Origin of the sequence: Streptosporangium sp. NPDC023825 (assembly GCF_040639575.1) — a bacterium.
Lineage (GTDB): Bacteria > Actinomycetota > Actinomycetes > Streptosporangiales > Streptosporangiaceae > Streptosporangium.
Map to the genome: position 1 here is coordinate 22946 of NZ_JBFAAE010000047.1, position 24538 is coordinate 47483.

At 72.3% G+C, this 24538-nt stretch carries 22 protein-coding genes, 1 tRNA gene and 1 riboswitch; of the genes, 17 read left to right on the forward strand and 6 right to left on the reverse strand.

Annotated elements, in window-relative coordinates; genetic code table 11:
- Positions 1-67: 67 nt before the first annotated feature.
- The 5 genes from AB0G15_RS31000 to AB0G15_RS31020 all read left to right on the forward strand — a co-directional run bounded on the left by AB0G15_RS31000 (position 68) and on the right by AB0G15_RS31020 (position 5130).
- Entirely contained in the window at positions 68-1243 is a 1176-nt protein-coding gene (locus AB0G15_RS31000) for an agmatinase family protein (protein ID WP_362846562.1), read from the forward strand.
- Positions 1243-2364, forward strand: coding sequence for an ABC transporter substrate-binding protein (locus AB0G15_RS31005; RefSeq protein ID WP_362846564.1), 1122 nt, complete (start codon positions 1243-1245; stop codon positions 2362-2364). The genes AB0G15_RS31000 and AB0G15_RS31005 overlap by 1 nt, the downstream gene beginning before the upstream one ends.
- A gap of 49 nt (positions 2365-2413) precedes the next feature.
- Entirely contained in the window at positions 2414-3481 is a 1068-nt protein-coding gene (locus tag AB0G15_RS31010) for an ABC transporter permease (RefSeq protein WP_362846566.1), read from the forward strand.
- Positions 3482-3527: 46 nt separating this feature from the next.
- Complete coding sequence (locus AB0G15_RS31015; protein ID WP_362846568.1) at positions 3528-4295, forward strand: ABC transporter ATP-binding protein; 768 nt, start codon at positions 3528-3530, stop codon at positions 4293-4295.
- 61 nt (positions 4296-4356) lie between these two features.
- Positions 4357-5130 (forward strand): enoyl-CoA hydratase-related protein, encoded by a 774-nt coding sequence (locus AB0G15_RS31020; protein ID WP_362846571.1) that lies wholly within the window; start codon positions 4357-4359, stop codon positions 5128-5130.
- A gap of 152 nt (positions 5131-5282) precedes the next feature.
- Here the strand turns inward: AB0G15_RS31020 and AB0G15_RS31025 are convergent, their stop codons facing one another.
- Positions 5283-6020, reverse strand: coding sequence for a TetR/AcrR family transcriptional regulator (locus AB0G15_RS31025; RefSeq protein WP_362846573.1), 738 nt, complete (start codon positions 6018-6020; stop codon positions 5283-5285).
- Positions 6021-6120: 100 nt separating this feature from the next.
- Here AB0G15_RS31025 and AB0G15_RS31030 point away from each other — a divergent pair, with 100 nt between their 5' ends.
- Both AB0G15_RS31030 and AB0G15_RS31035 read left to right on the forward strand, forming a co-directional pair.
- Positions 6121-7059 (forward strand): ATP-binding cassette domain-containing protein, encoded by a 939-nt coding sequence (locus AB0G15_RS31030; protein ID WP_362846575.1) that lies wholly within the window; start codon positions 6121-6123, stop codon positions 7057-7059.
- Positions 7052-7804 carry an ABC transporter permease gene (locus AB0G15_RS31035; protein ID WP_362846577.1) on the forward strand — a complete coding sequence of 251 codons (753 nt, stop codon included), beginning with the start codon at positions 7052-7054 and terminating at the stop codon, positions 7802-7804. Before AB0G15_RS31030 ends, AB0G15_RS31035 begins: the two co-directional genes overlap by 8 nt.
- A gap of 99 nt (positions 7805-7903) precedes the next feature.
- Here the strand turns inward: AB0G15_RS31035 and AB0G15_RS31040 are convergent, their stop codons facing one another.
- Entirely contained in the window at positions 7904-8425 is a 522-nt protein-coding gene (locus AB0G15_RS31040) for a DUF402 domain-containing protein (protein ID WP_362846579.1), read from the reverse strand.
- Between the two features lie 52 nt (positions 8426-8477).
- A riboswitch (SAM riboswitch) is annotated at positions 8478-8590 on the forward strand.
- A gap of 39 nt (positions 8591-8629) precedes the next feature.
- On the opposite strand from AB0G15_RS31040, the gene AB0G15_RS31045 reads away from it, so the two are divergent.
- The 6 genes from AB0G15_RS31045 (at position 8630) to AB0G15_RS31070 (ending at position 16813) form a co-directional block, all read left to right on the forward strand.
- Positions 8630-9565 (forward strand): glutathione S-transferase C-terminal domain-containing protein, encoded by a 936-nt coding sequence (locus AB0G15_RS31045; protein ID WP_362846581.1) that lies wholly within the window; start codon positions 8630-8632, stop codon positions 9563-9565.
- Positions 9562-11319 carry an FAD/NAD(P)-binding protein gene (locus AB0G15_RS31050; RefSeq protein WP_362846583.1) on the forward strand — a complete coding sequence of 586 codons (1758 nt, stop codon included), beginning with the start codon at positions 9562-9564 and terminating at the stop codon, positions 11317-11319. Before AB0G15_RS31045 ends, AB0G15_RS31050 begins: the two co-directional genes overlap by 4 nt.
- Before the next feature lie 137 nt (positions 11320-11456).
- Positions 11457-13097, forward strand: coding sequence for an ABC transporter substrate-binding protein (locus AB0G15_RS31055; RefSeq protein ID WP_362846585.1), 1641 nt, complete (start codon positions 11457-11459; stop codon positions 13095-13097).
- Positions 13094-14065, forward strand: coding sequence for an ABC transporter permease (locus AB0G15_RS31060; protein ID WP_362846587.1), 972 nt, complete (start codon positions 13094-13096; stop codon positions 14063-14065). Before AB0G15_RS31055 ends, AB0G15_RS31060 begins: the two co-directional genes overlap by 4 nt.
- Positions 14066-14141: 76 nt before the next feature.
- Complete coding sequence (locus AB0G15_RS31065) at positions 14142-15011, forward strand: ABC transporter permease (RefSeq protein WP_362846589.1); 870 nt, start codon at positions 14142-14144, stop codon at positions 15009-15011.
- Entirely contained in the window at positions 15008-16813 is a 1806-nt protein-coding gene (locus tag AB0G15_RS31070; protein ID WP_362846591.1) for an ABC transporter ATP-binding protein, read from the forward strand. Before AB0G15_RS31065 ends, AB0G15_RS31070 begins: the two co-directional genes overlap by 4 nt.
- Here the strand turns inward: AB0G15_RS31070 and AB0G15_RS31075 are convergent.
- Positions 16759-18015 (reverse strand): MFS transporter, encoded by a 1257-nt coding sequence (locus tag AB0G15_RS31075; protein ID WP_362846593.1) that lies wholly within the window; start codon positions 18013-18015, stop codon positions 16759-16761. The genes AB0G15_RS31070 and AB0G15_RS31075 overlap by 55 nt on opposite strands.
- A 97-nt stretch (positions 18016-18112) precedes the next feature.
- Here AB0G15_RS31075 and AB0G15_RS31080 point away from each other — a divergent pair, with 97 nt between their 5' ends.
- Positions 18113-18733: a MarR family winged helix-turn-helix transcriptional regulator gene (locus AB0G15_RS31080; protein WP_362846595.1), complete on the forward strand. Its 621-nt coding sequence runs from the start codon at positions 18113-18115 to the stop codon at positions 18731-18733.
- 94 nt (positions 18734-18827) lie between these two features.
- On the opposite strand, the gene galK is transcribed toward AB0G15_RS31080, so the two are convergent.
- Positions 18828-19946: a galactokinase gene (gene galK, locus AB0G15_RS31085; protein WP_362846599.1), complete on the reverse strand. Its 1119-nt coding sequence runs from the start codon at positions 19944-19946 to the stop codon at positions 18828-18830.
- A 162-nt stretch (positions 19947-20108) separates the two neighbouring features.
- Between galK and AB0G15_RS31090 the strand changes: the two genes are divergently transcribed.
- Positions 20109-20182, forward strand: a tRNA-Ile gene (locus tag AB0G15_RS31090).
- A 177-nt stretch (positions 20183-20359) separates the two neighbouring features.
- On the opposite strand, the gene AB0G15_RS31095 is transcribed toward AB0G15_RS31090, so the two are convergent.
- Both AB0G15_RS31095 and AB0G15_RS31100 read right to left on the reverse strand, forming a co-directional pair.
- The gene (locus AB0G15_RS31095; RefSeq protein WP_362846601.1) at positions 20360-21127 is read right to left on the reverse strand and encodes a sulfite exporter TauE/SafE family protein; all 768 of its coding nucleotides are present in this window, start codon (positions 21125-21127) and stop codon (positions 20360-20362) included.
- A gap of 163 nt (positions 21128-21290) precedes the next feature.
- The gene (locus AB0G15_RS31100; protein WP_362846603.1) at positions 21291-21863 is read right to left on the reverse strand and encodes an NADAR family protein; all 573 of its coding nucleotides are present in this window, start codon (positions 21861-21863) and stop codon (positions 21291-21293) included.
- A gap of 202 nt (positions 21864-22065) precedes the next feature.
- Between AB0G15_RS31100 and AB0G15_RS31105 the strand changes: the two genes are divergently transcribed.
- Together AB0G15_RS31105 and AB0G15_RS31110 are read left to right on the forward strand one after the other, a co-directional pair.
- Positions 22066-22842 carry a DUF4184 family protein gene (locus tag AB0G15_RS31105; RefSeq protein WP_362846605.1) on the forward strand — a complete coding sequence of 259 codons (777 nt, stop codon included), beginning with the start codon at positions 22066-22068 and terminating at the stop codon, positions 22840-22842.
- A gap of 192 nt (positions 22843-23034) precedes the next feature.
- Positions 23035-24465: a glutamate decarboxylase gene (locus AB0G15_RS31110; RefSeq protein ID WP_362846607.1), complete on the forward strand. Its 1431-nt coding sequence runs from the start codon at positions 23035-23037 to the stop codon at positions 24463-24465.
- Positions 24466-24538: the final 73 nt, after the last annotated feature.

Genomic DNA, 24538 nt, shown 5'->3' on the forward strand with positions numbered 1-24538 from the left:
ACAAAAGCCCGGGAGGCCGGCCGATCCCGGCTGCCCTCCGGCCGGGTTCCGAGCTGATCGGAGCTCCATGCACTGGCACCCGTCCGCTTCCGACCCCGCCCGCCAGGGCCCTTCCGGCGCGGCCCCCTCGGGGCCCGGCCGGTACGGCCCCGAGGCCCGCTTCGCCGTCGAGCGCGAGGCCGAACTGCCCACCACCAACTGGGAACGCGAGGTCGCCTGGGCCCTGGAGGTGGGCCTGCAGGGCGCCGACTCCATCGTCGACCGGCGCATCCCGACCTTCTCCCGGGGCGAGCTGCCGCACTTCGCGGGGATCAACACCTTCCTCAAGGCCCCGTACGTCGAGGACGTGCGGCGCTGCGGGGAGTACGACGTGGCGATCCTGGGCGCGCCGTTCGACGGCGGCACGACCTACCGCTCGGGCACCCGCTTCGGCCCGCAGGGAATCAGGAAGATCTCCGCCCTGTACGGGCCCTACAGCTTCGAGCTGGGGGTGGACCTGCGCGAGTCGATCACGATGGCCGATCTCGGGGACGTGTTCACCATCCCCGGCAACATCGAGAAGACCTTCGACCAGATCTCCAAGGCCGTCTCGCACGTCTACTCCAGCGGGGCGTTCCCGGTCGTGCTGGGCGGCGACCACTCCATCGGGTACCCGACCGTGCGCGGCGTGGCCGAGCACCTGTCGGGCAACCTCGGGATCATCCACTTCGACCGGCACGTGGACACCCAGGAGACCGACCTCGACGAGCGCATGCACACCACGCCGTGGTTCCACGCGACCGACATCCCCAACGTCCCGCCGCAGAACCTGGTGCAGATCGGCATCGGCGGCTGGCAGGCGCCCCGGCCGGGGGTGAAGGTCGGCCGCGAACGCGGCACCACGATCATGACGGTCACCGACTGCGTGGAGATGGGCATCGAGGCGGCGGCCGAGCGCGCGCTGGAGGTCGCCTGGAAGGACGCCGAGGCCGTGTGGCTCTCCTTCGACGTCGACTGCCTGGACGCCGCGTTCGTCCCCGGCACCGGCTGGCCGGAACCCGGCGGCTTCCTGCCGCGCGAGGTCCTGAAGTTCATCCAGATCATCGCCGACGCGGCGCCGCTGGCCGGGATCGAGGTCGTGGAGTGCTCGCCGCCCTACGACAACGCGGAGATCACCTCGTTGATCGCCACCCGCGTCATCTGCGACACCCTCGGCTGCCTGGTCCGTTCCGGGCACCTGCCCGCGAGGAAGGGAGCCTCCTGATGCTCCGCCGCCCGCTCGTCACCCTCCGCCCACCTGTCTCGTTCCGCCCGTTCAAGCCGTTCGACCTGTTCGGCCCGCTCCGGTCGTTCCGGGCCTTCCGGTCGTTCCGCTCATCGGTCTCGCTTCGCCTGCTCGTCCCGCTCTGCCTGCTCGCGGCCTGCGCCGCGTGCGCGTCCACCCCGGGAGGAGCCGCCGAGCCCGCCGCCTCCGGCGGGAAGAAGACCCTCACGCTGGGCTTCTCCGCCTGGCCCGGCTGGTTTCCCTGGCAGGTCGCCCAGGAGAAGGGGTTGTTCGCCAAGAACGGCCTCGAGGTCGAGCTGAAGTACTTCGACAGCTACACCGACAGCCTGACCGCGCTGGCCACCGGCAACGTCGACGCCAACAGCCAGACGCTCAACGACACCGTCGCCTCGGTGTCCGGCGGGGCGAAGCAGACGATCGTGCTGGTCAACGACAACTCCACCGGTAACGACCAGATCATCGCCAGGTCCGGCGTCTCCACGGTGGCCGGCCTGAAGGGGAGGACCGTCGCGGCCGAACAGGGGACGGTCGACCACTACCTGCTGCTGCTCGCGTTGCGGAAGGCGGGGCTGACCGAGAAGGACGTCACCTTCAAGCCGCTGCCGACCGACGCCGCCGCCGCGGCCTTCAAGGCGGGCCAGGTGGACGCGGTCGGCGTGTTCGCGCCCTTCACCACCACCGCACTGGAGCTGCCCGGTTCGACGGCGATCGCCACCTCCAAGGACTTTCCCGGGGCCATCCCCGACCATCTGGTGGTGGCCACCTCGCTGGTCGCCGAGCGGCCGCAGGAGGTGCAGGCGCTGGTGAAGACCTGGTTCGAGACCCTGGAGTGGATCGCCGCCAACAAGGCCGACGCCACCGCGATCATGGCCAGGCGGGCGGGGGTGAGCGAGGCCGACTACGCGAGCTACGACGCGGGGACCACGATCTTCTCCCTGGAGGACAACCTCGCCGCCTTCGAACCCGGTGACACCGGCGATCACCTCGACCACCAGGCCGCCCTGATCGCGAAGTTCCTCGTCGACTCGGGCCTGGCCGACACCGAGCCCTCGCTGGACGGCCTGTTCGAGCCGAAGTTCGTCAGGAGTCTCAAGCCGTGATCCGTCAGGAGCCGCAAGCCGTGAGAGCTGCGAGAGCGGGAGTGCCGACATGGGGACGACGCCGGGCGACGACCGGTTGTTGCCGGGGCGGGTCCGGCTCGCCCTGCTCGCCACCCGGAAGGTCGAGGCCCTCATGAGCGCGCGGACCGCGGAGCCCGTCGCGTCTCCCGGCCCGGGGCGGCAGGACTGGGAGCCGCTGCCCCGGCGCCCGGACCGGCCGGGACGCCTCCGGGGACGGCGCCCCGGCTCTGGTTCCGGCCCGTCCGGCGCGAACCCGTCCGGCGGGAAGGAGCCGTCGGTCGGGAAAGACCGGTCCGCCGCGGAAGGCCGATTCCCCGGGAAAGGCCGACCCGGCGGGCAGGGCCCGTCCGTCCGGGCCCGCTGGGGCCTGCGGGCGGCCTCGGTGCTGTTCCCGCTCGCCCTCTGGGCCGCCGTCAGCACGGCGGAACTGGTGGATCCCACCTTCCTGCCCTCCCCGCTGGCCGTCCTGGAGGCGTTCGCGGAGATGCTGGGCACCGGACAGCTGGTCGACGACACCCTCGCCAGCCTCGGCAGGGTCGGTGCCGGGTTCGGGCTGGCGGTGCTGATCTCGGTGCCGCTGGGCGTCGCCATGGGCACCTCGGCCGTGGCGCTGGCGCTGCTGGAACCGGTCGTCGGCCTGCTCCGCTACATGCCTGCCGCCGCCTTCATCCCCCTGCTGATCATCTGGCTGGGCCTCGGCGAGCCCTCCAAGGTCGCGATCCTCGTGCTGGGCGTGGTGTTCTTCAACACGCTGATGGTCGCCGACGCCGTACGGCGGGTGCCCGGCGAGCTGGGCCAGGCCGCTGCCACCCTCGGCGCCCGGCGCGGTGAGATCCTCAGGAAGGTGACCTGGCCGTACGCGCTCCCGGCGGTCGTGGACGCGGCGCGGATCAACGCCGCCGCCGCGTGGAACTTCGTGGTGGTGGCCGAGCTCATCGCGGCCGAGTCGGGGCTCGGCTACCGGATCGTCCGGGCCCAGCGGTTCCTGCAGACCGACAAGATCTTCGCGGTGCTCATCGTGATCGGGGTCGTCGGCCTGCTGATCGACGTCGCGCTGCGCGTCCTGCGCGACCGTCTCGGGAGGTGGGTGGTGTGAGGTCCACGTCACGAGTGCCGGGTGACCGTTCCGGGAGGTGGGCGGCATGACCCTCGTGCTGGGCGGTGTGGCCAAGGACTACGGCGCCACGCGCGTCCTGGACGGCATCGACCTGTCGATGGAGCCTGGCGAGTTCGTGTGCGTGGTCGGGGCGAGCGGCTCCGGCAAGTCGACGCTGCTGTCGTTGATCGCCGGGCTCACCCCGGCGAGCGCGGGATCCATCTCGCTCGACGGGGCGCCCGTCACGGGCCCGGGGCCCGAGCGTGGGCTGGTCTTCCAGTCGGGCGCGCTGTTCCCCTTCCTCACCGTCGCCGAGAACGTGGCCTTCGGGCTGCGGCTGCTGCCGATCTCCCGGGCGGACCGGGAGCGGCGGGTCCGCTGGTATCTCGGCGAGGTCGGGCTGTCGTCCCTGGCGGGCGCGCTGCCCCGGCAGCTGTCCGGCGGGCAGCGCCAGCGGGTGGCGATCGCCAGGGCGCTGGCGTGCGAGCCGGCCGTGCTGCTGCTGGACGAACCCTTCGGGGCGCTGGACGTGCAGACCAAGGAGGACATGCAGCTCTTCCTGCGCGAGGTGTGGCGCGACACGGGCACGACGGTGCTGATGGTCACCCACGACGTGGAGGAGGCCGTCCTGCTCGCCCAGCGGGTGCTCGTCTTCGCCTGCGGTCCCGGCAGGGTCGCCGCCGAGGTCCCGATCGGCCTGCCCGCCTACCGGGCTCTCACGGTCAAGCGCACCTCCTCCTTCCTCGCCCTGCGTGCCACGGTCGAGGACCTGGTCCGCTCGCACATGCTGACGCCGGGGAGGGAAAAGGTGTAGAACGATATTCTGTGGCTCTCCGGGCGGGGAGCCCCGGCGGGCTTCCGGAGGGGGATGCGGGATGGTCGATCTGGTGCTGTCGTCGATCGAGCGGGGCGTGCTGACGCTGACGTTCAACCGCCCGGACCGGCTCAACGCCTGGACCGACGAGATGGGCCGCCGCTACTTCGACCAGCTGGCCGAGGCCGAGAAGAACCCCGAGGTCCGGGTGATCGTGGTCACCGGCGCGGGGCGGGGTTTCTGCGCCGGCGCGGACTTCCAGACGCTCACCTCCCTGCAGGACGGCTCCTACGCGGGGCGGCCCGACCCGCGCCCCACCACCTTCCCGACCACGATCCGCAAACCGATCGTCGCCGCCGTCAACGGCGCCTGCGCCGGGCTCGGCATGGTCCACGCCCTGCTCTGCGACCTGGTCTTCACCGCCTCCGAGGCCAAGTGGACCACCGCCTTCGCCCGGCGCGGCCTGATCGCCGAGTACGGCATGTCGTGGGTCCTGCCCCGCCTGGCCGGTCAGGCCAGGGCCATGGACCTGCTGCTGTCGGGCCGCACCTTCACCGGTGCCGAGGCGTACGAGCTGGGCCTGGCCGGCCGGTCGGTGCCGGGGGAGAGCCTGATGGAGGAGACGCTGGCCTACGCCCGCGAGCTGGCGGCGTACAGTTCCCCGGCCTCGATGGCCGTGATCAAGCGTCAGGTCTGGGGTGACTGGCAGCAGAGCCTGGAGGCGTCGGAATCGGCCGCGACGCGTCTGATGGCCGAGTCCTTCGGCCGGTCGGACTTCGTCGAGGGCGTCGCCAGCTTCGTCGAGCGCCGCGCCCCGGGCTTCCCGCCCCTGTAGTCCCCGAGGTCCCCGCGGGTTCCTTCGCGGGCGGATCCCCGCGGCCTTCCGTTTCGTCGAGTTCGTCGAGTTCGTCGAGCGCGGGACACCGGGCCGCCGGGCCGGGGCGGTCTCCGGTGTAAGAAGCGTGAAGGGCCTGAGGCCGTCCCGGATCAGGCGGGCGGCTCTCCGGTCACGAGCACCGCGACGCCGTCGAGGATGCGGTCCATGCCGAAGGCGAACTCGTCGTCGGGACCGCCCGACATGTCGAAGACCCGGGCTTCGAGAAGCTCGTGGATCTCGGGGAAGCGCTCGGCGTCGGTGAGCCTGGCGAGTGACCGGGCGTAGCCGGACAGCGCCTCCTCGTCGGTGACCCGGGAGGCGTCGAAGGCGTCCTGGAGGTCGGCCAGGAGCGCCACCTCGGTCCTGACGAAGCCGTTGACCAGCAGCAGCGCCGCCAGCTTCGTGTCCGGGTCGAGCCCGGTGCCGCGCAGGCAGCGCAGCCCGGCCTCCAGCCAGGCGACGTGGTTGGGCATGATCCCCGGGCCCGTGATGGGGATGCGCAACGACCAGGGGTGCCTCTGCAGGGAGGCGCGCATGGCGGCGGCCCACCGGTGGACGCCCCGGCGCCAGTCGTCGCCCGGCTCCGGGAGCGGGGGAGGCGGGCCGAGCACCGCGTCCGTGATGAGCATGAGCAGGTCGCCCTTGGAGGTGACGTAGCGGTAGAGCGCCATCGTGGAGACGCCGAGCTCGGCGGCGATCTTGCTCATCGAGACCGCGGGGAGTCCCTCCGCGGAGCCCACCCGCAGGGCCGCCTCCACGATGTGCTCCAGGCTCAGGGTGCGTTTGGGTCCCTTGCCGGGCCGCTCGCGCAGCCCCCAGGCGATCTCCACGCTCTCCGGCACTTCCATCGCGCTCCCGGGCTTGACCGTCCTTTCCTGCGAGTGTATACCTTACGCAATGCCGCGTATGCCATAAACAGTAGAGCGTACGCCATACGCAGGAGGGGTAGTGGAACCAGCGATAGAGGTCGTCGGCCTCACCAAGTCCTACGGCCGGGTCGCCGTCCTGGCCGGTGTCGACCTGCGCGTCGCCAGGGGCAGCGTGTACGCGCTGCTCGGTTCGAACGGCGCGGGCAAGACCACGACCGTGCGCACCCTGGCGACGCTGGTCAGGCCGGACGCGGGACGGGCCACGGTGGCCGGGTTCGACGTCGTGCGCGACCGCCGCCGGGTCCGCCGCGCCATCAGCCTGACCGGCCAGCACGCGGCGGTCGACGAGCTGCTCACCGGCGAGGAGAACCTGCGGATGATGGGGCGCCTGTCCGGCCTGTCGCGCGCGGCGGCCCGCCGCAGGGCGGCCGAGCTGCTGGAGCGGTTCGACCTGGTCGAGGCGGGGAGGCGGCGGGTCGGCACGTACTCGGGCGGCATGTGGCGCCGGCTGGACCTGGCCGCGGGGCTGGTCGGCGCGCCGTCGGTGATCTTTCTCGACGAGCCGACCACCGGTCTCGACGTGCGGAGCAGGCAGGCGATGTGGGAGGTGATCACGCAGCTCGCCGGCTCGGGCACCACGGTCTTCCTGACCACCCAGTATCTGGAGGAGGCCGACAGCCTGGCCGACAGGATCGCGCTGCTCGACGGCGGGAGGGTGGTGGCGGAGGGCACCGCCGACGAGCTCAAGGCGAGGGTCGCCGCCTGGCGGCTGGACCTCGTCCTGTCCGACGCGCGGTCGTTCGCCGAGGTGACGCGCCTTCTCGGGGCGCGTGCCGTCCACACCGATCTCGCCACGCTGACCGTCGGGGCGGCCGTCGACGGGAGCGCCACGGGGATCCGCGCCCTGCTGGACGAGGTGGACCCGGGGCGTTCGGCGGTCAAGAGGTTCACCGTGCGCGGCGCCACGCTCGACGACGCGTTCCTCGCGCTGACGGACAGGGAGCGGGCCGGTGTCTGACCTCACCGCCTGGCCGGTGATGACCGGCCGTGCCGTCCGCCTGTCGCTGCGCAACCTCGACGCGCTGCTCACCTCGTTCCTGCTGCCCGTCCTGGTCATGCTGCTGTTCGTCTACCTGTTCGGCGGCGCGATCCAGACCGGCGTCGACTACGTCACCTACGCCGTCCCCGGCATCCTCGTCATGTGCGCCTCCTACGGCGCCTCCCTGACGGCGGTCGCCGTCAGCCACGACATGAGCCGGGGGATCGTCGACAGGTTCAGGTCGATGGACGTCGGCGGCGGTGCGTTCCTGGGCGGGCACGTGGCCGCCGGCACCGTGCGCAACCTCACCTCGCTCGCCATCGTGTTCGCCGTCGCGTTCCTGCTCGGCTTCCGGGCGGACGCGGGCCTGTCCGGCTGGGCGGCGGCGGTGGGCGTCCTGGTGGCGTTCGTGCTGGCCATGTCCGCGGTCTCGGCCCTGGTCGGCCTGCTGGCCAAGACACCGGAGGTCGCGGGCGGTTTCACCTTCCTGGTGATGTTCCTGCCCTACCCGAGCAGCGCCTTCGTCCCGGTGCACACCATGCCCGCGTGGCTGCACGGGTTCGCGGAGAACCAGCCGGCCACACCGATCATCGAGTCCGTACGCGGCCTGCTGCTCGACCGGCCCGTGGGGAGCGACCCGTGGAAGGCGCTGGCCTGGTGCGGCGGCCTCCTGCTGATCTCGGCGATCTTCTCCGGCAGGATGTTCCGCCACCGCGCCCGCTGAGGTCACCCCGCCCGCTGAGGTCGCGGGAGTGCCGGGAATGCCGGAAGCGCCGGGGTGCCGGGGGCGCCTGGGGCCGCCCCCGGCACCACCGTCCGGGGCTCAGGTGACCAGGGCGAGCCAGCGCGGCGCGTCCCCGAAGGGGGCGGCGCGGGAGGTGACGGCCTCCATCAGCCAGGCGGCCGAGGCACGGGCGTTCTCGACCACGCCGGGCGGGTAGGCGTACTTGACCCGGTGCTCCTCGAACTCGTCCTCGTCGTCCAGGAAGACCCGGCTCGGGCGGCCCTTCAGCAGGTTCCGGCGGGTCCGGATCACGTCGAGGTCCAGGTCGACCATGGTGACCCCGCCGTCTTTCCACTCCGGCACCGTGGAGATGTCGCAGTAGATCTCGTGCTTGTTCGGGGCAGCGTTGAAGGCGGCCGTCCACCAGGCGTCGCGCGGGAAGAGCATCACGAACGGATGGGGCCAGGCGACCGGGGGGCCGTCGCCCTTGCGGCCGCTGGAGCCGGCCACGCAGCCCGTCCACACCCCGTGCTCGTCCTCGCCGAGCAGCAGGCCGCGGTGATGCCAGTGCAGTGACCCGTCGTACTTGCGGTAGACCACGTTCACGCTCTCATAGGACATTCCCCGACACTAAGGCTTGACAGAGATCTATGTATTTCCTACCTTCTAAATAGGTTAAGAGTGTCAGTGAGAAGCCCCGGCTGGCTGACCGGCAACCCTCGCACCGCGGCGGGGTGCCCCCGGGGGAGACCTGGCGGCACGGTGGGCGTGCCGCAAGCGCGGACCCCCTCACCAGGGTCACCGAGACATGCCCGGGAGCGCCACATGTCGAAGACCAGCACACTGAACCACGCGAGCCCCGTCGACCTCGACACCCACGGCCACTACCGGCCCGGTGGCAGGCCCGGCCCGCGCTACCCCTTCCAGGGACGGATCGGCACACCCGCCTTCCCCGCCGAGCCCGGGCGCTACCACCTCTACGTCGCGGCCGTCTGTCCGTACGCGCAGCGCGCGGCCATCGTGCGATCCCTCAAGGGCCTCCAGGACGTGGTCTCGCTCTCCTACGTCGACGACGAGCGCGACGGGCGCGGGTGGGCGTTCCGCGAGCGGCGCGGGGCCGACCCGGTCAACGGGTTCACCATCCTGCGGCAGGCGTACGAGGTGACCGAGCCGGGCTTCGACGGGCACGTCTCGGTGCCGGTCCTGTGGGACAGGGCGACCGGCCGCATCGTCAGCAACGACTTCCCCGACATCACGATCGACCTGGCCACCCGGTTCGGCGGCGACCCCGAGGCCGACCTCTACCCCGAGGAGCTCAGGCCGGAGATCGACGAGCTCAACACGAGGATCTACGAGATCCTCAACACGGCGGCGGGCCGCGTGGCGGCGGCCACCACCGAGGCCGCGTACACCGAGGCGCGCGGGGCCGTGGTCGCCTTCCTGGACGAGCTGGACGCCCGCCTGGCCGACCGCAGGTTCCTGTTCGGCTCGGGGATCACCGAGGCGGACGTGCGGCTCTGGCCGACCCTGCTGCGCTTCGACCTGAGCGACAACCCGGCGGCCAGGATCAGCGAGCGCCCGCTGACCGCCTTCCCCAACCTGTGGGCCTACGCCAGGGACCTGTACGCCCGCCCCGCCTTCCGCGAGAACACCGACTTCACCGTCATCGCCCGCCCGTCGGGCGAGACCGACGCCTGGCGGATCCCGGTCGAGCCGCTGCACGCCGACTGGGACCAGCCGCACCGCAGAGCCGCCGTATGAGCGCCTCGATCGCCGTCGTCGGCGCCGGGCCGACGGGCACCTGCCTGGTGGAGCGCATCTGCGCCAACGCCGCCGACCTGCTCGGCTGGCCGTCGCTGGACGTCCACGTGATCGACCCCCACCCGCCGGGCGGCGGGCGCGTGTGGCGCCACGACCAGCCGGACCTGCTCTGGATGAACTCCACCGCCGCCGACGTGACGCTCTTCACCGACGAGTCGGTGCGCTGCGAGGGACCGATCCGCCCCGGGCCCACGCTGGCCGAGTGGCTCGGCGGCGACCCCGGCAGGTTCGCCTCCCGCCCGGCGCAGAACGGCTACCTCTCCCACGTCTTCCGGCAGGCGGTGGCGACCGCCCCTCGCGGCGTCCGGGTGCACGTGCACGCCGCCCGCGCCGTCGACCTCGCCGACGTCCCCGGCGGGCAGGCGGTGACGCTGGACGACGGCCGGACGATCGAGGCCGACGCGGTGATCCTGGCCCAGGGACACGGCGACGTGACGCCGACGAGGGAGGAGAGCGCGCTGGCCGATCTGGCCGCGCGCGCGGGGCTGCGCTACCTGCCCACTGGCTACACGGCGGACCTCGACCTCGACGGCGTTCCCGCGGGGGAGCCGGCGATCGTGCGGGGGATGGGGCTGGCCTTCGTCGATTTGATGGTGCTGCTCACCTCGGGTCGGGGCGGCCGGTTCGTCCGCGAGTACGACGGGGAACTGGTCTACCTGCCCAGCGGGCGCGAGCCCCTCCTGCACGTGGGGTCGCGGCGCGGCGTGCCGTACCACTCCAAGACCGGTTACCCCTTCACGGGCGCCCGCCCGCCGGTGCCGCGCTTCCTCACCCACGAGGCGCTGGGCGAGGGACCGTGGAACTTCCGCCGGGACGTGTGGCCGCTGGTCGCCAAGGAGCTGGCCTTCGCGTACTACCACGAGCTCATCACCGCCCGCCCCGAGCGCGTCAAGCTGGGATGGGCGGAGTTCGAGGAGGGCTTCGCCGCCGAGGAGTGGCGCAGTCCCGGGATGCGCAAGCTGATCCGCGAGGCCGTGCCCCGGCACCTGGACCGGCTCGACCTCGACCGGCTCGACCGGCCGCTGGACGGCATCCGGTTCGGCGACCAGGCCGGCCTGCAGAAGTGGATGCACGGTTATCTCGCCGTCGACCTGCAACGACGTTCGGACCCGGCGCACAGCGCCGACCACGCGATGATCCTCGGCCTGCTCTCCGTCTACGGTGTCCTCGCCGAGCTGGGCGTCTCCGACCCGTGGTTCGCCGGGTTCTTCAGCTACGTCGCCAGCGGCCCGCCGGGACCCCGGCTGGAGGAGCTGCGCGCCCTGGCCAGGGCGGGGATCGTCACCTTCCTCGGCGCGGACCTCAAGGTCGACCACCACGGCGGGCGCTGGCGGGCACAGAGTCCCACCGTGCCCGGCGGCGTGACGGCCACCACCCTCGTCGAGGCCAGGCTGCCCGCGCCCAGCGTGAGCCGGGCCGTCGACCCGCTCATCGCCGCTCTCCGCGACCGGGGCGAGCTCGACGAGGAGTCGGGCCTGGTGAACGTACGGCCCGCCGACCGCCGCCTGCTCGACAGGTCGGGGACCCCGCACCCCCGCAGGTTCGCCTTCGGTCCCTGGGTCGTCGGCGGCCGGGCCACCGGCGGCTTCGCCAGGCCCCGCCTCAACGCCCCGCTCCTCCGCCACGCCGACGCCCTCGCCCGGATCGTGCTGTCCGAGGCCGCCGGAACCCAGATACGACGGCACGTCGCATGAACCGCCCCGATCGCACCGATCATGCCGGTCGTCCCGGCCGGCGCCCCACCGAGCCGTCCGAGCCCGCCGCACAAAGGCACGTTGTGGAAAAGCACGTCGTACACAGGCATGTCGTACCGAAGCACGAGGAGAAGAACGTGAAGTTGCGATGGGGCGCCCTGGCGTTCGCCGGGGTGCTGGCGCTCACGGCGTGCGGAGCCGGGAGCGGGGCCCCGAGCGCGGCGGCCGGCGGTGAGGGCGGCGGTGGTGATGGCGGGTCGCTCGTGTGGGCGGTGGAGACGCAGCCGATCACCTTCAACCCGCACCAGTGGGGCCAGAACAAGGCCCGTCTGCTGGTCCACAACCAGTTCGACGCGCTGATCGCCCGGGGTGGGAACGGCGAGTTCCTGCCGTGGCTGGCCACGTCCTGGAAGGTCTCCGAGGACGGGCTGACCTACAGCTTCGAGCTCCGCGACGACGTCACCTTCCACGACGGCGAGAAGTTCGACGCCGCCTCGGTGAAGGCCAACCTCGACCAGCTCGTCTCGCCCGGATACAACGCCGCGGTCGGCGCCATCCAGCTGCGCAACTTCGACAGGGCCGAGGCGACCGCGCCGCACACCCTGAAGGTCACGCTGAAGGCCCCCGACGGGCTGTTCCTCGACTTCCTCTCCTCCCCGTACGCGGGCCAGGTCTCCCCGAAGTCGCTGAGGAGCGCCAAGGACCTCAAGGCGGGCGGCGTCGACGTGGTCGGCACCGGGCCGTTCATCCTCGACCGGTTCACCCCCGGCCAGGAGGTCCACTACAGGCGCAACCCGGACTACAACTGGCCGCCCACCGGCGCCGCCCACCAGGGGCCGGCGCACCTGGCCGACATCACCTACCGCTTCCTGCCCGAGGCCGCGGTCAGGGTCGGCGCGCTCACCTCCGGGCAGGTGCAGGTGATCGAGGGCGTGCCCGCCACCGAGATCGGCCTCATCAAGAGCGACCCCGAGCTGAGGCTGGAGACCAGCCTCAACTCCGGAAGCGCGTTCTCCTACTACTTCAACGTCTCCCGCCCCCCGTTCGACGACAAGCGGGTCCGCGAGGCCTTCCGCGACGCCGTCGACGTGGACGCGGTGCTCGACTCCGTCTACCAGGGCACCGCCAAGCGGGCCTGGAGCGTCATCGGCCAGGGCAGCCCGCAGTTCTACGACCCCTCGCTGGAGAAGACCTTCGGCAACGACCCGGCGCGGGCCAACCGGCTGCTCGACGAGGCGGGCTGGAAGGAGCGCGACGCCGAGGGTTTCCGGGTCAAGGACGGCAGGAGGCTGACCGTGCGTACCGTCAACGCCGCGCCGTTCGTCCGCGACCGCCGCGACATCCTCGCCCAGGCGGTCCAGGCGGCCGTCAAGCAGAGCGCGGGGATCGACTTCCAGGTCAAGATCGTGGACCAGGGCACCGCGCAGAAGGCCGTCGACGAGAACGAGTACGAGATCTTCGAGAACTCGCGCGGCGACACCGACGCCGGGGCGGCGCTCAACCTGATCCTGGCGAAGGACGCCGCGATCAACCGCACGAAGTTCGGGAACGCCGAGCTGGACAGGCTGCTCGCCGACGCGTCGGCCGCCGCCGGCCTCGCCGAGCGCAAGGAGCTCTACGCGAAGGTGCAGAAGACCGTCGTCACCGACGAGGCGATCCTGCTTCCGCTCTACGTTCCCGCCGACCAGATCGCCTACCGCGCCGCGGTCACCGGGATCACCTTCGAGCCGGTCTCCGGCACTCCCAACAGTGCTTACGACGTCCGGACAGGGACGTGAGCACTCTCACACTCACCCGGCGGCGGGGGCTGGCCGCCGCCGGGTGGTTCGGCCCGGTGGTCCGGCGGCTCGGTGCTGGCGTCGCCGTGCTCTGGGCCGCCGCCACCGCGGCCTACCTCGCCCTGATGTTCGCCCCCGGCGACACGGTCGACGTGCTCGTCGGCGACGGCCTCGACACCCCCGAGCGTCGGGCGCAGATCATCGCCGAGTGGGGGCTGGACCGCTCCCCGCTCCAGCAGTACGGCGACTATCTGCTCCGCCTGTTCCAGGGAGACCTGGGCCGCTCCTACATCCTGCAGCGCGGCGTCGGGGACATCCTGGCCTCGCAGATCCGGCCGACGATCCAGCTCGCCCTCACCGCCGCGCTCTTCGGGGTCGTCCTGGCCCTGGTGCTCGCTCTGGCCACCGCCGGCCGCAGCCCCTGGCTCGGCGGCCTGGTCGGGCTGTCGGAGCTGGTCGTCGTCTCGGTCCCGCCGTTCCTCATCGGCATCCTGCTGCTCGCCGTCTTCTCCTTCGCCCTCGGCTGGTTCCCCGTCGCCGGGGACAGGGGACCCGTCTCCCTCGTACTGCCGGGGCTCGCGCTCGGGCTGCCGATCGCGGGGGTGCTCGGCCAGGTGCTCCGCGAGGGCCTGGAACGGGCGCTGGAGGAGCCGTTCGCGGTGACCGCCCGCTCGCGCGGCATCACCGAGTGGCGGCTCGTCGCCCGGCACGCGCTGCGTCACGCGCTGCTCCCCGCCGTCACCCTCACCGGCTGGTTCGTCGGCTTCCTGCTCGGCGGCGCGATCGTCGTGGAGGCCGTGTTCGGCCGCCCGGGGCTCGGCCAGGTCACCGTCGGCGCGGTGAACAGCAAGGACATGCCCCTGGTGATGGCGGTCGTGCTGATCTCCGCCCTCGCCTACGTGACGGTCAGCACGATCGTCGACCTCGCCTACCTCGCGATCGACCCCCGCCTCAGGAGGAGCCGATGACGGTCCCGTCGCGCAAGGATCCCGCGGTGGTCCTGCCGGGAGGGGCGCCCTCGCCGTACGACCCGAGGAGAGGCCGATGACGACGATCACGGAGGTCCCCGGTGTCGCGGCCGTCGCCCCCGCTCCGGCCGGGCGCGGGTACGGCTTCAGCGCGCCGCTGGTCGCGCCGCTGCTGTTCCTGGCGGTCGCCGCCGTCGCCGCCGTGGCGCCCGGCCTGCTGACCGGTGTCGACCCGCTGGCCGCCGACCCGCTGCGCGCGCTCGCCGGGCCGAGTGCCGAGCACTGGTTCGGCACCGACCACCTCGGTCGTGACGTGCTGTCGCGCGTCGTCCACGGTGCCGGGCACTCGCTGAGCATCGGCGCCGCCGCCGTCCTGCTCGCCGCCGGGGCCGGTGCCCTGCTGGGCGTGCTGGCCGGGCTGTCCCCCCGCTACGTCGACGAGTTGCTCAGCCGCCTGTTCGACGTCGTGGCGACCTTCCCCGAACTGCTGCTCGCCCTGCTGGTCATCGCCGTCACCGGTCCCGGCACCGGCAACGTGATCCTCGCGATCGGCATCGCGCAGATCCCCAACTACGCCCGGGTGATCCGTGCCCAGACGTTCGTGGTGCGCCGCTCCGGCTACGTCGAACAGGCGGTCACCTTCGGACTGGCCAGGCCGATCCTGGTCGCCCGCCACGTGCTGCCCAACGTGCTGGGCCCGCTGCCGGTGCTCGCCACGATCGGCATGGGCACCGCCATCATCGCCACCTCCGGGCTCAGCTTCCTCGGCATGGGCCCGCAGCCGCCCAGCCCGGAGTGGGGCTCGATGCTGTCGGAGGCCCGCAACTACCTGCGCGTCGCCTGGTGGACCGTGCTCTTCCCCGGCCTCTCCGTCACCCTGACCGTCATCAGCCTGACGCTCGTCGGGCGCCGCCTGCAGCGCCGTTTCGAGGGGAGAAACCGATGAGCCTCATCGACGTCGAGGACCTGCGGGTCGGTTTCCCCCGGGCGGGGGTGCGGGCCGTACGGGGAGTGAGCCTGTCGATCGAGGCGGGCGAGTGCGTGGCGATCGTCGGGGAGTCCGGCTCCGGCAAGAGCGTCACGGCCAGGACGCTGGTCGGGCTGGCCGGTTCCGGTTCCGGTGCCGAGGTCGCCGAGGTCGCCGAGGTCACGGCCTCCCGGTTCGAGGTGAACGGCCGGGACGCGCTCCGGTTCGGCGCCCGCGACTGGCGACGGCTGCGCGGCCGGTTCGCGGGGCTGGTGTTCCAGGACGCGCTGACGTCGCTCGACCCGCTCCGTACCGTCGGCGACGAGATCGCCGAGGTGCTCGCCACCCACGACGTCGTACCCCGCGCCGCCCGCGGGGAAAGGGTGATCGAGCTGCTGGAGGCGGTCGGGGTGCCGGAACCGCAGGTGCGGGCCCGGCAGTACGCCCACCAGCTGTCCGGGGGACTGCGCCAGCGCGCCCTGATCGCCTCCGCCATCGCCGCGGACCCGCCACTGATCATCGCCGACGAGCCGACGACCGCGCTCGACGTCACCGTGCAGGCCCAGATCCTGCGGCTGCTCGCCGCCCGCAAGGCCGAGGGCACCGCACTGCTCATGATCAGTCACGACCTCGCCGTGGTCTCCGCGGTCGCCGACCGCGTACTGGTCATGAAGGACGGTGTGATCGTCGAGGAGGGGCCGACGGGACGCGTGCTGTCCGTGCCCCGGCACGACTACACCAGGCTGCTGCTCGCCGCCGTCCCCTCCGCCGTCTCGCGCGGCACCCGTCTTTCCGCCATCGCCGCCGGGGGGATCGCGCTGCGCACCCCGCTGCCGGAGCGGACCGTGGACCACACCGCGCCGGTCCTGGAGGTCTCGGGGCTGTCGGCCGCGTACGGCTCGCGCACGGTGGTCGACGACGTGTCCTTCGAGGTCTACCCGGGAGAGACACTCGGCATCGTGGGAGAGTCGGGTTCGGGGAAGACCACGGTCGCCCGGCTCGTCCTCGGACTGCTCGAACCGGCCTCGGGTGAGGTCCGGCTGGGCGGCGAGCCCTGGTCGGGGATCCGTGAGCGCGGGCGGCGTTCCCGCAGGTCCCGCATCCAGGTGATCTCCCAGAATCCGCTCGGCTCCTTCGACCCCCGCTACACGGTGGGGCGCCTGGTCGCGGAACCCCTCCGCGGCGTGTCCTTCGAGCGCGACTCCCCGCGCGGCGTCTCCTTCGGAAGCGGTTCCCCGCGCGGCTTCTCCTCCGGGGACGGTTCCTCGCGCGGCGTCTCCTCCGGGAGAGCGTCTTCGGGCGGCGCTCCTTTCAGGCGCGGATCCTCGCGCGGCACCCCTGCGGAGCACGGTTCATCGCGCGGCGTTCTCCTCGACCGGGTGGCCGGGCTGCTGGAGCGGGTCGGACTCCCGGCGGACGTCGCCGGCCGGCACCCCCGGCGCCTGTCCGGCGGCCAGCGCCAGCGGGTGGCCATCGCCAGGGCCCTCGCCACCCGCCCCGACGTGCTCGTCTGCGACGAGCCGGTCTCCGCGCTGGACGTGTCGATCCAGGCCCAGGTGCTCGACCTGCTCGCGGAGATCCAGGCCGCCGACGGGACCGCGCTGATCTTCATCTCCCACGACCTCGGGGTGGTCCACCACGTCGCCGACCGGGTGCTGGTCATGCGCGGGGGACGGGTCGTGGAGGAGGGGCACGTGGATGAGGTGTTCTTCCTGCCCCGGCACGACTACACCCGCGAGCTGCTCGGCGCGGTGCCCAAACTGGTGCCGGCCGAGCCCTGACGGAGACCGCGGATGTCGGGCAGGGCCAGCACCCCCAGGCAGGAGACCGCCAGCAGCGCCGCCGCCCCGTACAGGGCGGGAGCCGTGCCCACCGCCCCGGCCAGCGGCCCGGCCAGGGCCATGCCGAGAGGGGTGAGCCCGAGGGAGAGCAGCCAGTCGTACGCGGACACCCGTGAGATCGCCTCGGCCGGGATGTGCTCCTGCACGGCGGTCTCCCACATGGGGGACATGAAGGCCAGGCCCCCGGTCATCAGCCCGTAGGCCGCCGCGACGGTCAGCGCGGGCGCCTCGGCGGCGAGCAGGACCAGGGGCAGGGCGCCGAGCGCGAGCGCGAGGTTGGCCACGACCAGGGGCCGTCGTGGCCTCGCCCGCAGTGCCAGCAGCGCGCCGCACAGGGCGCCGACCGTGCCACCCTGCACGATCGTGCCCCAGGCGAGCTCGCCACCGAGACTCGTGACGGCGATCACGGGCCCGATCGTGATCAGGGCGCAGCGGCTGAGGTTCCACAGGGAGTGGCCGACGAGGTTCGTCCAGTACCACCGGTGGCGGCGCAGCTGCGCCCAGCCCTCGGCCAGCTGCCTGGCGAACCGCTCGCGCGGCGCGGGCGGGATCGGCGCGAGCCGGAGCCGGCCCAGCAGCACCGCGCTGACCGTGAACGTCACGGCGTCCAGGAGCAGCGCCCAGCCGGGCCCGGCGGTCAGCGCGAGGGCGGTGGCGATCCCCGGGCCGAGCAGCATGGACCCGCGCTGGGCGATCGCCATGAGCGCGTTGGCCCGGGGAAGGTGCTCCGCCGCCACGGTGGCGGGCACCAGGCCGGTCGTGGCGGGCAGGAAGAACGCGGAACCGGCCCCCGAGACGGCGGCCAGCGCCGCCAGGTGGACGATGTCGACCGTACCGGTGATCAGCTCGAAGCCCATGGCGGCGTGGGCGAGCCCGCGCACCACGTCCGCGCCCATCATCACGCGACGGCGCGGGAGCCGGTCGGCCCACACGCCGCCGGGCAGCATCAGCGCCACCGTGGCGATCGACTGGGCGGCCAGGACCACCCCGAGGTCGGTGGCCGAGCCCGTCGCGGTGACGATCGCCAGCGCGAGGGCCACGACGGTGATGGAGTCGCCGATGTGCGAGAGGGTCTGGCCGGTCCACAGCAGGCGGAAGCGAGGATCTCGCAAGGGGGCCCAGGGGCCACGCGAAGGGGTCATGGATGGGAAATTACTACGAAAACATAATATATGCATCCGTACTAAAGGTGGCATGACGTCGACGCGACCCGGCGGAGGGCGGCGTTACCCTTTGGGCATGCCAGAGCCTGATTCCATCGACCGGCACATCGCGCACTGGTCCCGGGAGCTGTCCGACCTCGATCCGCAGGTCGAGGGGATCGTCACGCGCATGCAGGCGCTCGTGCGGCTGCTCAGCCGTAACAAGCACGCCTGGCTGACCGCCGGAGGGCTCAAGCCCTGGGAGTTCGACGTCCTCCACCACCTGGTCGCGGCCGGTCCGCCCTACCGGGCGACCCCTTCGCTGCTTGCCGGGTGGCTCGACACCCACCCGGCCACGCTGACCAACCGGCTCGACCGGCTGGAGCAGGCCGGATACGTCGACCGCGTGCACGATCCCGGCGACCGCCGCCGCCTGCTCGTCGCGCTGACCCCCGCCGGGCGCGCCGTCTGGCAGGAGCGCATGGACCAGGGCGACCTCTCGGAGCGGGAACTGCTCGGCCCGCTCGACCCCGGGGAGCGCGAGGTCCTCGACGGTCTCCTGCGCAGGATGGTCCGGAACGCGGAGCGGGACGGCCCGCCGCTGATGCCCGATTGGCCGTCCGGGCCGGGTCCGGGTCCGGGGTCGAGGGTGGGGGTGGAATCGGTGGCGGGGCCGGGTTCCGGTACGGATACGGGGTCGAGCCGGCCGGGCGGGTGATCTCGGGAGTGGAGACGGCCGGCCCGGGGATCTCGGAACCGGTTCCGAGATCCCCGGGCCGGCCGTCGGACGATCCTCTGCGCGGGAGGGGCGGTCAGAGCAGCCGGCGGGCTCCCGCGGCCGGGGTCGCCGGGTAGATCTCCGGCGCGGCCCAGCCGCGCTCGGCGTAGGCCTCGGTCACCGACTCCCGCACGGACTCCACCCGGTCGTCGGCGACCAGCGCGATCGCCGACCCGCCGAACCCGCCCCCGGTCATCCGCGCCCCTCGCGCCCCGCCCCTGACCGCCGACTCCACGGCCACGTCCAGCTCGGCGCAGGACACCTCGAACTGGTCGCGCAGCGACAGGTGTGAGGCGTTCAGCAGCGACCCGATCTCCCGCACCGCACCGGCCCGCAGCATCCCGATCACCGCCTCGACCCGGTGGTTCTCCGTCACCACGTGCTGGGTGCGCCTGCGCTCGTCGCCGCTCAGCTGCGCGAGGGCGCCCGCCAGGTCCGTGACGTCGCGCAGCGCGTCGACGCCCAGGTGCTTGGCGGCGTTCTCGCAGTCCTTGCGACGGCGGGCGTACTGCCCGTCGGCGAGCTCGTGGTGCACCCCGGTGTTGATGATCAGCAGCTGCAGGCCGTGACTGGCCAGGTCGAACGGGATGTTCCTGGTCCCGAGGCTCCGGCAGTCCATGAACAGAGCCTTCCCCTCCTCGCCGAGGGCGGAGGCCGCCTGGTCCATGATCCCGCACGGCATGCCCACGAAGTCGTTCTCGGCCTTCTGCGCGGCGAGGGCGATCTCCATCCTGGTCAGGCCGAGCCCGTACAGCTCGTTCAGTGCCGTACCGACGGCCACCTCCAGCGCCGCGCTCGACGACAGTCCCGCTCCCCGGGGCACGTCCCCGTCGATCACCACATCCGCACCGCCGACCTGCTGTCCTCCCTGGCGGAAGGCCCAGAACACCCCGACCACGTAGCGTGCCCAGCCCTCGGCCTCGTCGAGCGTCGCCAGCGTCACCGGTTCGCCCGCCTGCAGCGACCGCAGCCTGATCACCCCGTCCTCGCGCGGCGACACCGCCGCGGTCACCCCCCACGGCAGCGCGAACGGCAGAACGAACCCGTCGTTGTAGTCGGTGTGCTCCCCGATCAGGTTGACCCGCCCCGGAGCGTGCCACACCCCGGCCGGTTCCGTGCCGTACGAGTCCCTGAAAGCTTCAACAACGCGCATGATCCAACACTCCTCAACAAGGTTCACCAGTAGGGTAGCGAGTCCGCCGGAGCCCAGGTCCCGCGCTTGATCCTCCCGAAGGTCACATCTTGAACCCGTCCCGCCCGGCAGGTGTGCGAACAGCGTCTACGTTTGGTTGAATGCCGCGTACGGCGTGCGCGAGGGGCGGTAGCTCAGCCGGTTAGAGCAGGGGACTCATAATCCCTGGGTCGCGGGTTCGAGTCCCGCCCGCCCTACCCTCTCCGATCACACGAAAAGCGCCTTTGGCCTGCGTGTTCGCGGTCGAGGGCGCTTTCGTCGCGTCCGGCTGTCACCGATCGCCGCCGGTCTTCGGCGGTTGACCGTGCCGAATACGTGCTGAGATTCCGGCAGCGGCGCTTGGGGCGGGGATCGTGCGGTACGAAGTTCCCAGGTCAGGGACGCAGCAACTGGACGACGGCGACGGTGCCGACCGCCACGATGAGGCCGCGCAGCACCGCGGGGCTGAGCCGGCGGCCCACCCTGGCCCCGATCGAGCCGCCGAGGGCGGAACCGATCGCGATGAGCGCGACGGCCGTCCAGTCGAAATCCGCGGAGAAGAGGAAGAAGATCGCGGCGGCGGTGTTGACGACGGCGACGAGGACGTTCCTGGCGGCGTTGAGGCGTTGCATGGTCTCGTCGAGGAGCACGCCCATCAGGGACATGTAGATGATCCCCTGGGCGGCGGAGAAGTAGCCGCCGTAGACGCTGGCGAGTGTCAGCCCGGTGAGAAGCAGCGGGCCGCCGTCGGGATGGGCGGTGCCGCTGACGCGTTCGCGGCGTCGCCGCACGCTCCTGCCGATCCGGGGCTGGAAGATGACCAGGACGAGGGCGAGGCCCACCAGGGCCGGCACGATCCTCTCGAACGCCGTGGCGGGCAGGGTCAGCAGAAGCGTGGCCCCCGTGAGGCCGCCGAGCAGGGCGCCGACGCTCATCTTCAGGATGCGTCGGCCCTGGCCGCCGAGCTCCGCGCGGTAACCGATCGCCCCGCTGATGGAGCCGGGGATCAAGCCGAGTGTGTTGGAGACCGCGGCGGTGACGGGCGGCATCCCGGTGGCGAGCAGAACGGGAAAGGTGATCAGCGACCCGGAGCCGACGACGGTGTTGACGGCGCCGGCGCAGGCGCCCGCCGCGAAGACGGCGAGCATCTCCCACGGCGTCACCCTGTCTCCTCCCTCGCGGAGTCGGCGTTCATGTCCGGCCAGGCGACATGCGACGGCGATGCCGCATGGCGCATGGCGCATGGCGCACCAGCTTAAGCGCCCCGGATCCCTCGACCGGTGGCCTGGTCGGACTCCGCCTCGATCAAGGAGGGTCCCGGCCCTTTCACGATGAGGCGTCGAGGGCGTCGCGGGCGTCCATGAGGGCGAAGCCGAGCAGGTTCAGGCCCCGCCACGTGGCGGGGGAGGCGGCGCGTTCGTCGTCGGCGGTGAGCCCGATGCCCCAGACCCGGTCGACGGGGCTGGCCTCGACCAGGACCCGGGAGCGGGTGCCGAGCAGGAAGTCCCTCAGCTCGGGGTGCTCGCCGAACTTGGCGATGTTGCCGCGCACCACGATCCCGTACCGGTGCTCGTCCCACACGGCCTCGTCGAAGCCGCGGACCTCGCGGCCGAGTTTCTTGGCCTCGCCGGGGTGCTCGGCGGCGAGGATCCGCGCGGCGGTCTCGCCGTCGCCGAACAGCCATGCCTTGTGCGCCATCATGTAGTGCTCGGCCGACCGGAAGCCGTGCCCCTCCGAGGTGAAGACGGCCTCCCACCACTGGCTGAGGCATCCGGCGCCGATCCCGCCGTCACGCGGCGGCCGGTGGCCCCAGAAGAACAGGTAACGCAACCGCTCCCCGTCTCGCTCGGCTGCGACGGCCTCGGCGACCGAGCGGGGCGCTCTGATGAGATCGGACACCGGTACACCGTGCCACGGGTGGCCGCCGGACGGCCACCGGGTTACCGGCTCGGCCGGGAAGACCTCGGCGCCGGCCGCGGATGACCGGCCTCCGGCATGGTCACCGTCCGCGGATGGCCGGCCGTCCATCATGGTCACTGTCCGCGGACGACCGGCCGGTCGGCGTGATCACCGCCCGCGCCGACGATGTCGATAATGGGACATGCCCTTCACCCTGAGCCACGCCGTCGCGATCCTGCCGCTGCGGCGGTGGTTACCCCCTTCGGCGCTGGCGATCGGCGCGATGGTGCCCGACCTGCCGTACTACCTGCCGTTGCCCTTCTCCTCGAGGACCACCCACGGCTGGCCGGGCGCGCTGCTGGTGGATCTGCCCGTGGGAGTGGCGGTGCTCGTCGTCTTCAACCTGCTGCTGCGCGCGCCGTTGACGGCGCTCGCCCCGGACGGGTTGCGCGCGCGGCTGCCCGACCCGGCGCCGTCCGGGCGCGGGATCGCGGTGGTGGCCGCGCTGCTGGCGGGCGTCGCCACGCACGTGGTGTGGGACGGGTTCACCCAGGTGGGAGGCTTCGCCGTGGTGCACTGGCCGGCGATGCGCGTCTCGGTCGTCGGGGCGCACCGGGTGTTCAACGTGGTGATGTACGTCAGTTCGCTGGGCGGGCTCCTGGTCCTGGCCTGCTGGTTCGCTCTGTGGTACCGGCGCGCCGCCGTACGGCCGGGACGCCTGCCCGGCGTGACGGGGCGGTCGCGCGGGTGGGTCCTGGCCGCGGGGGCGGGCGCCGCGGCCGTCGGCGCGGCCGTGCTGGGGAGCGGTGACCGTGCCGCGGTGAGCCTGTACGACCTGGTGCGGTGCGTGATCCTGGGCGCGATGATCGGGGGAGGCGTCGTCCTGGCCGGCTACGTGGTCGCGTGGCACGTGTGGTCGGCGGCGCGCTCCCGGCGGGACACGCCGCGACCGGATCGAATCGAGGACCACGTTCGTTGACGGGCCCGAGCCGTCCGCCCGCGGCGCCCGGGGCGATCCGGAAGGGCGAACATCGGTGAGCCGGCCGCCGCGACCGGGCGGTCCCGGGTCCCACGCGTCTCAAGGTGGTGTCGCGCGGCGGTGGCGGGGTACCCCGTTCAGGGGGAAAACTCCAGCTCACGGTGCTTGATCGGCTCGGGAAGGACACGGACTATGCCTCTGAGGCGGCCCGGTCGCACCGGGCGCGGAAGCCGGGATCTGGAGATCAACCCGATCTTCAGCCGGGAGCCCCGCCGGGTCCCGCGCCACGCCATGCCGGACGGGGAGATGGAACCGGACACGGCCTACCAGCTGGTGCACGACGAGTTGATGCTGGACGGCAACGCGCGGCTGAACCTCGCGACGTTCGTCACCACCTGGGCGGAGCCGCAGGCGCTGAGGCTGATGGCCGAGTGCGTCGAGAAGAACATGATCGACAAGGACGAGTATCCGCAGACCGCGGAGCTGGAGATGCGGTGCGTGGACATCCTCGCCCGGCTCTGGCACGCCGAGGACCCCCACCGCGCGACAGGCTGCTCGACGACCGGGTCGAGCGAGGCGGCGATGCTGGGCGGTCTGGCGCTCAAGCGGCGCTGGCGGCACCGGCGCCGCGCGAAGGGCCGCCCCGCCGACCGGCCCAACCTGGTGATGGGCGTCAACGTGCAGGTCTGCTGGGAGAAGTTCGCCGACTACTTCGACGTCGAACCCAGGTACGTGCCCATGGAGGGCGATCGATACCACCTGAGCCCCGAGACGGCGGTCGAGGCGTGCGACGAGAACACCATCGGTGTCGTCGCCGTCCTCGGCTCCACGTTCGACGGCAGCTACGAGCCCGTCGCCGGCATCGCGGCGGCCCTGGACGAGTTGCAGGCCCGCACCGGCCTCGACGTGCCGATCCACGTGGACGGCGCCTCCGGTGCCATGATCGCGCCTTTCCTCGACCCGGGCCTGCACTGGGACTTCCGGGTGCCGCGGGTGGCGTCGATCAACACCTCCGGGCACAAGTACGGCCTGGTGATGCCCGGAGTGGGCTGGGTGCTGTGGCGCGACTCCCCGGCGCTCCCCGACGACCTGGTCTTCCACGTCAACTACCTCGGCGGGGACATGCCGACCTTCGCGCTGAACTTCTCCCGGCCGGGTGCCCAGGTGGTCGCGCAGTACTACAACTTCCTGAGGCTGGGCTTCGACGGTTACCGCCGGGTACAGCGGACGTGCCGGGACGTGGCGACCCGCCTGGCCGGGGAGATCGCCGGGCTGGGTCCGTTCGAGCTGATCACCGACGGCGGTGAGACCCCGGTGTTCGCCTTCCGAGTACGGAAGGGGGTCGACGGCTTCACGGTCTTCGACGTCTCCGCCGCGCTGCGTGAGCGCGGCTGGCTGGTACCCGCCTACACCTTCCCCGCGAACCGTACGGACCTGGCGGTACTGCGCGTCGTCGCCCGCAACGGCTTCAGCCACGACCTGGCCGATCTGTTACTGGAGGACCTGCGCAGGGTGCTGCCCCGGCTGGAGGCTCAGGGCGGGCCGCGCCGCACCGCCGGCGACGCCGGAGGCTTCGCGCACGGCACCGAGAGCAAGAGCCCCCGCCGTCACGGCCACGGCTGAAGGCGCGCGGCGGCGATCGAAGACGTCCGCGCCGGACGGGGGAGAACCGGCGCGGGCGGAGGACGAGGGAGAA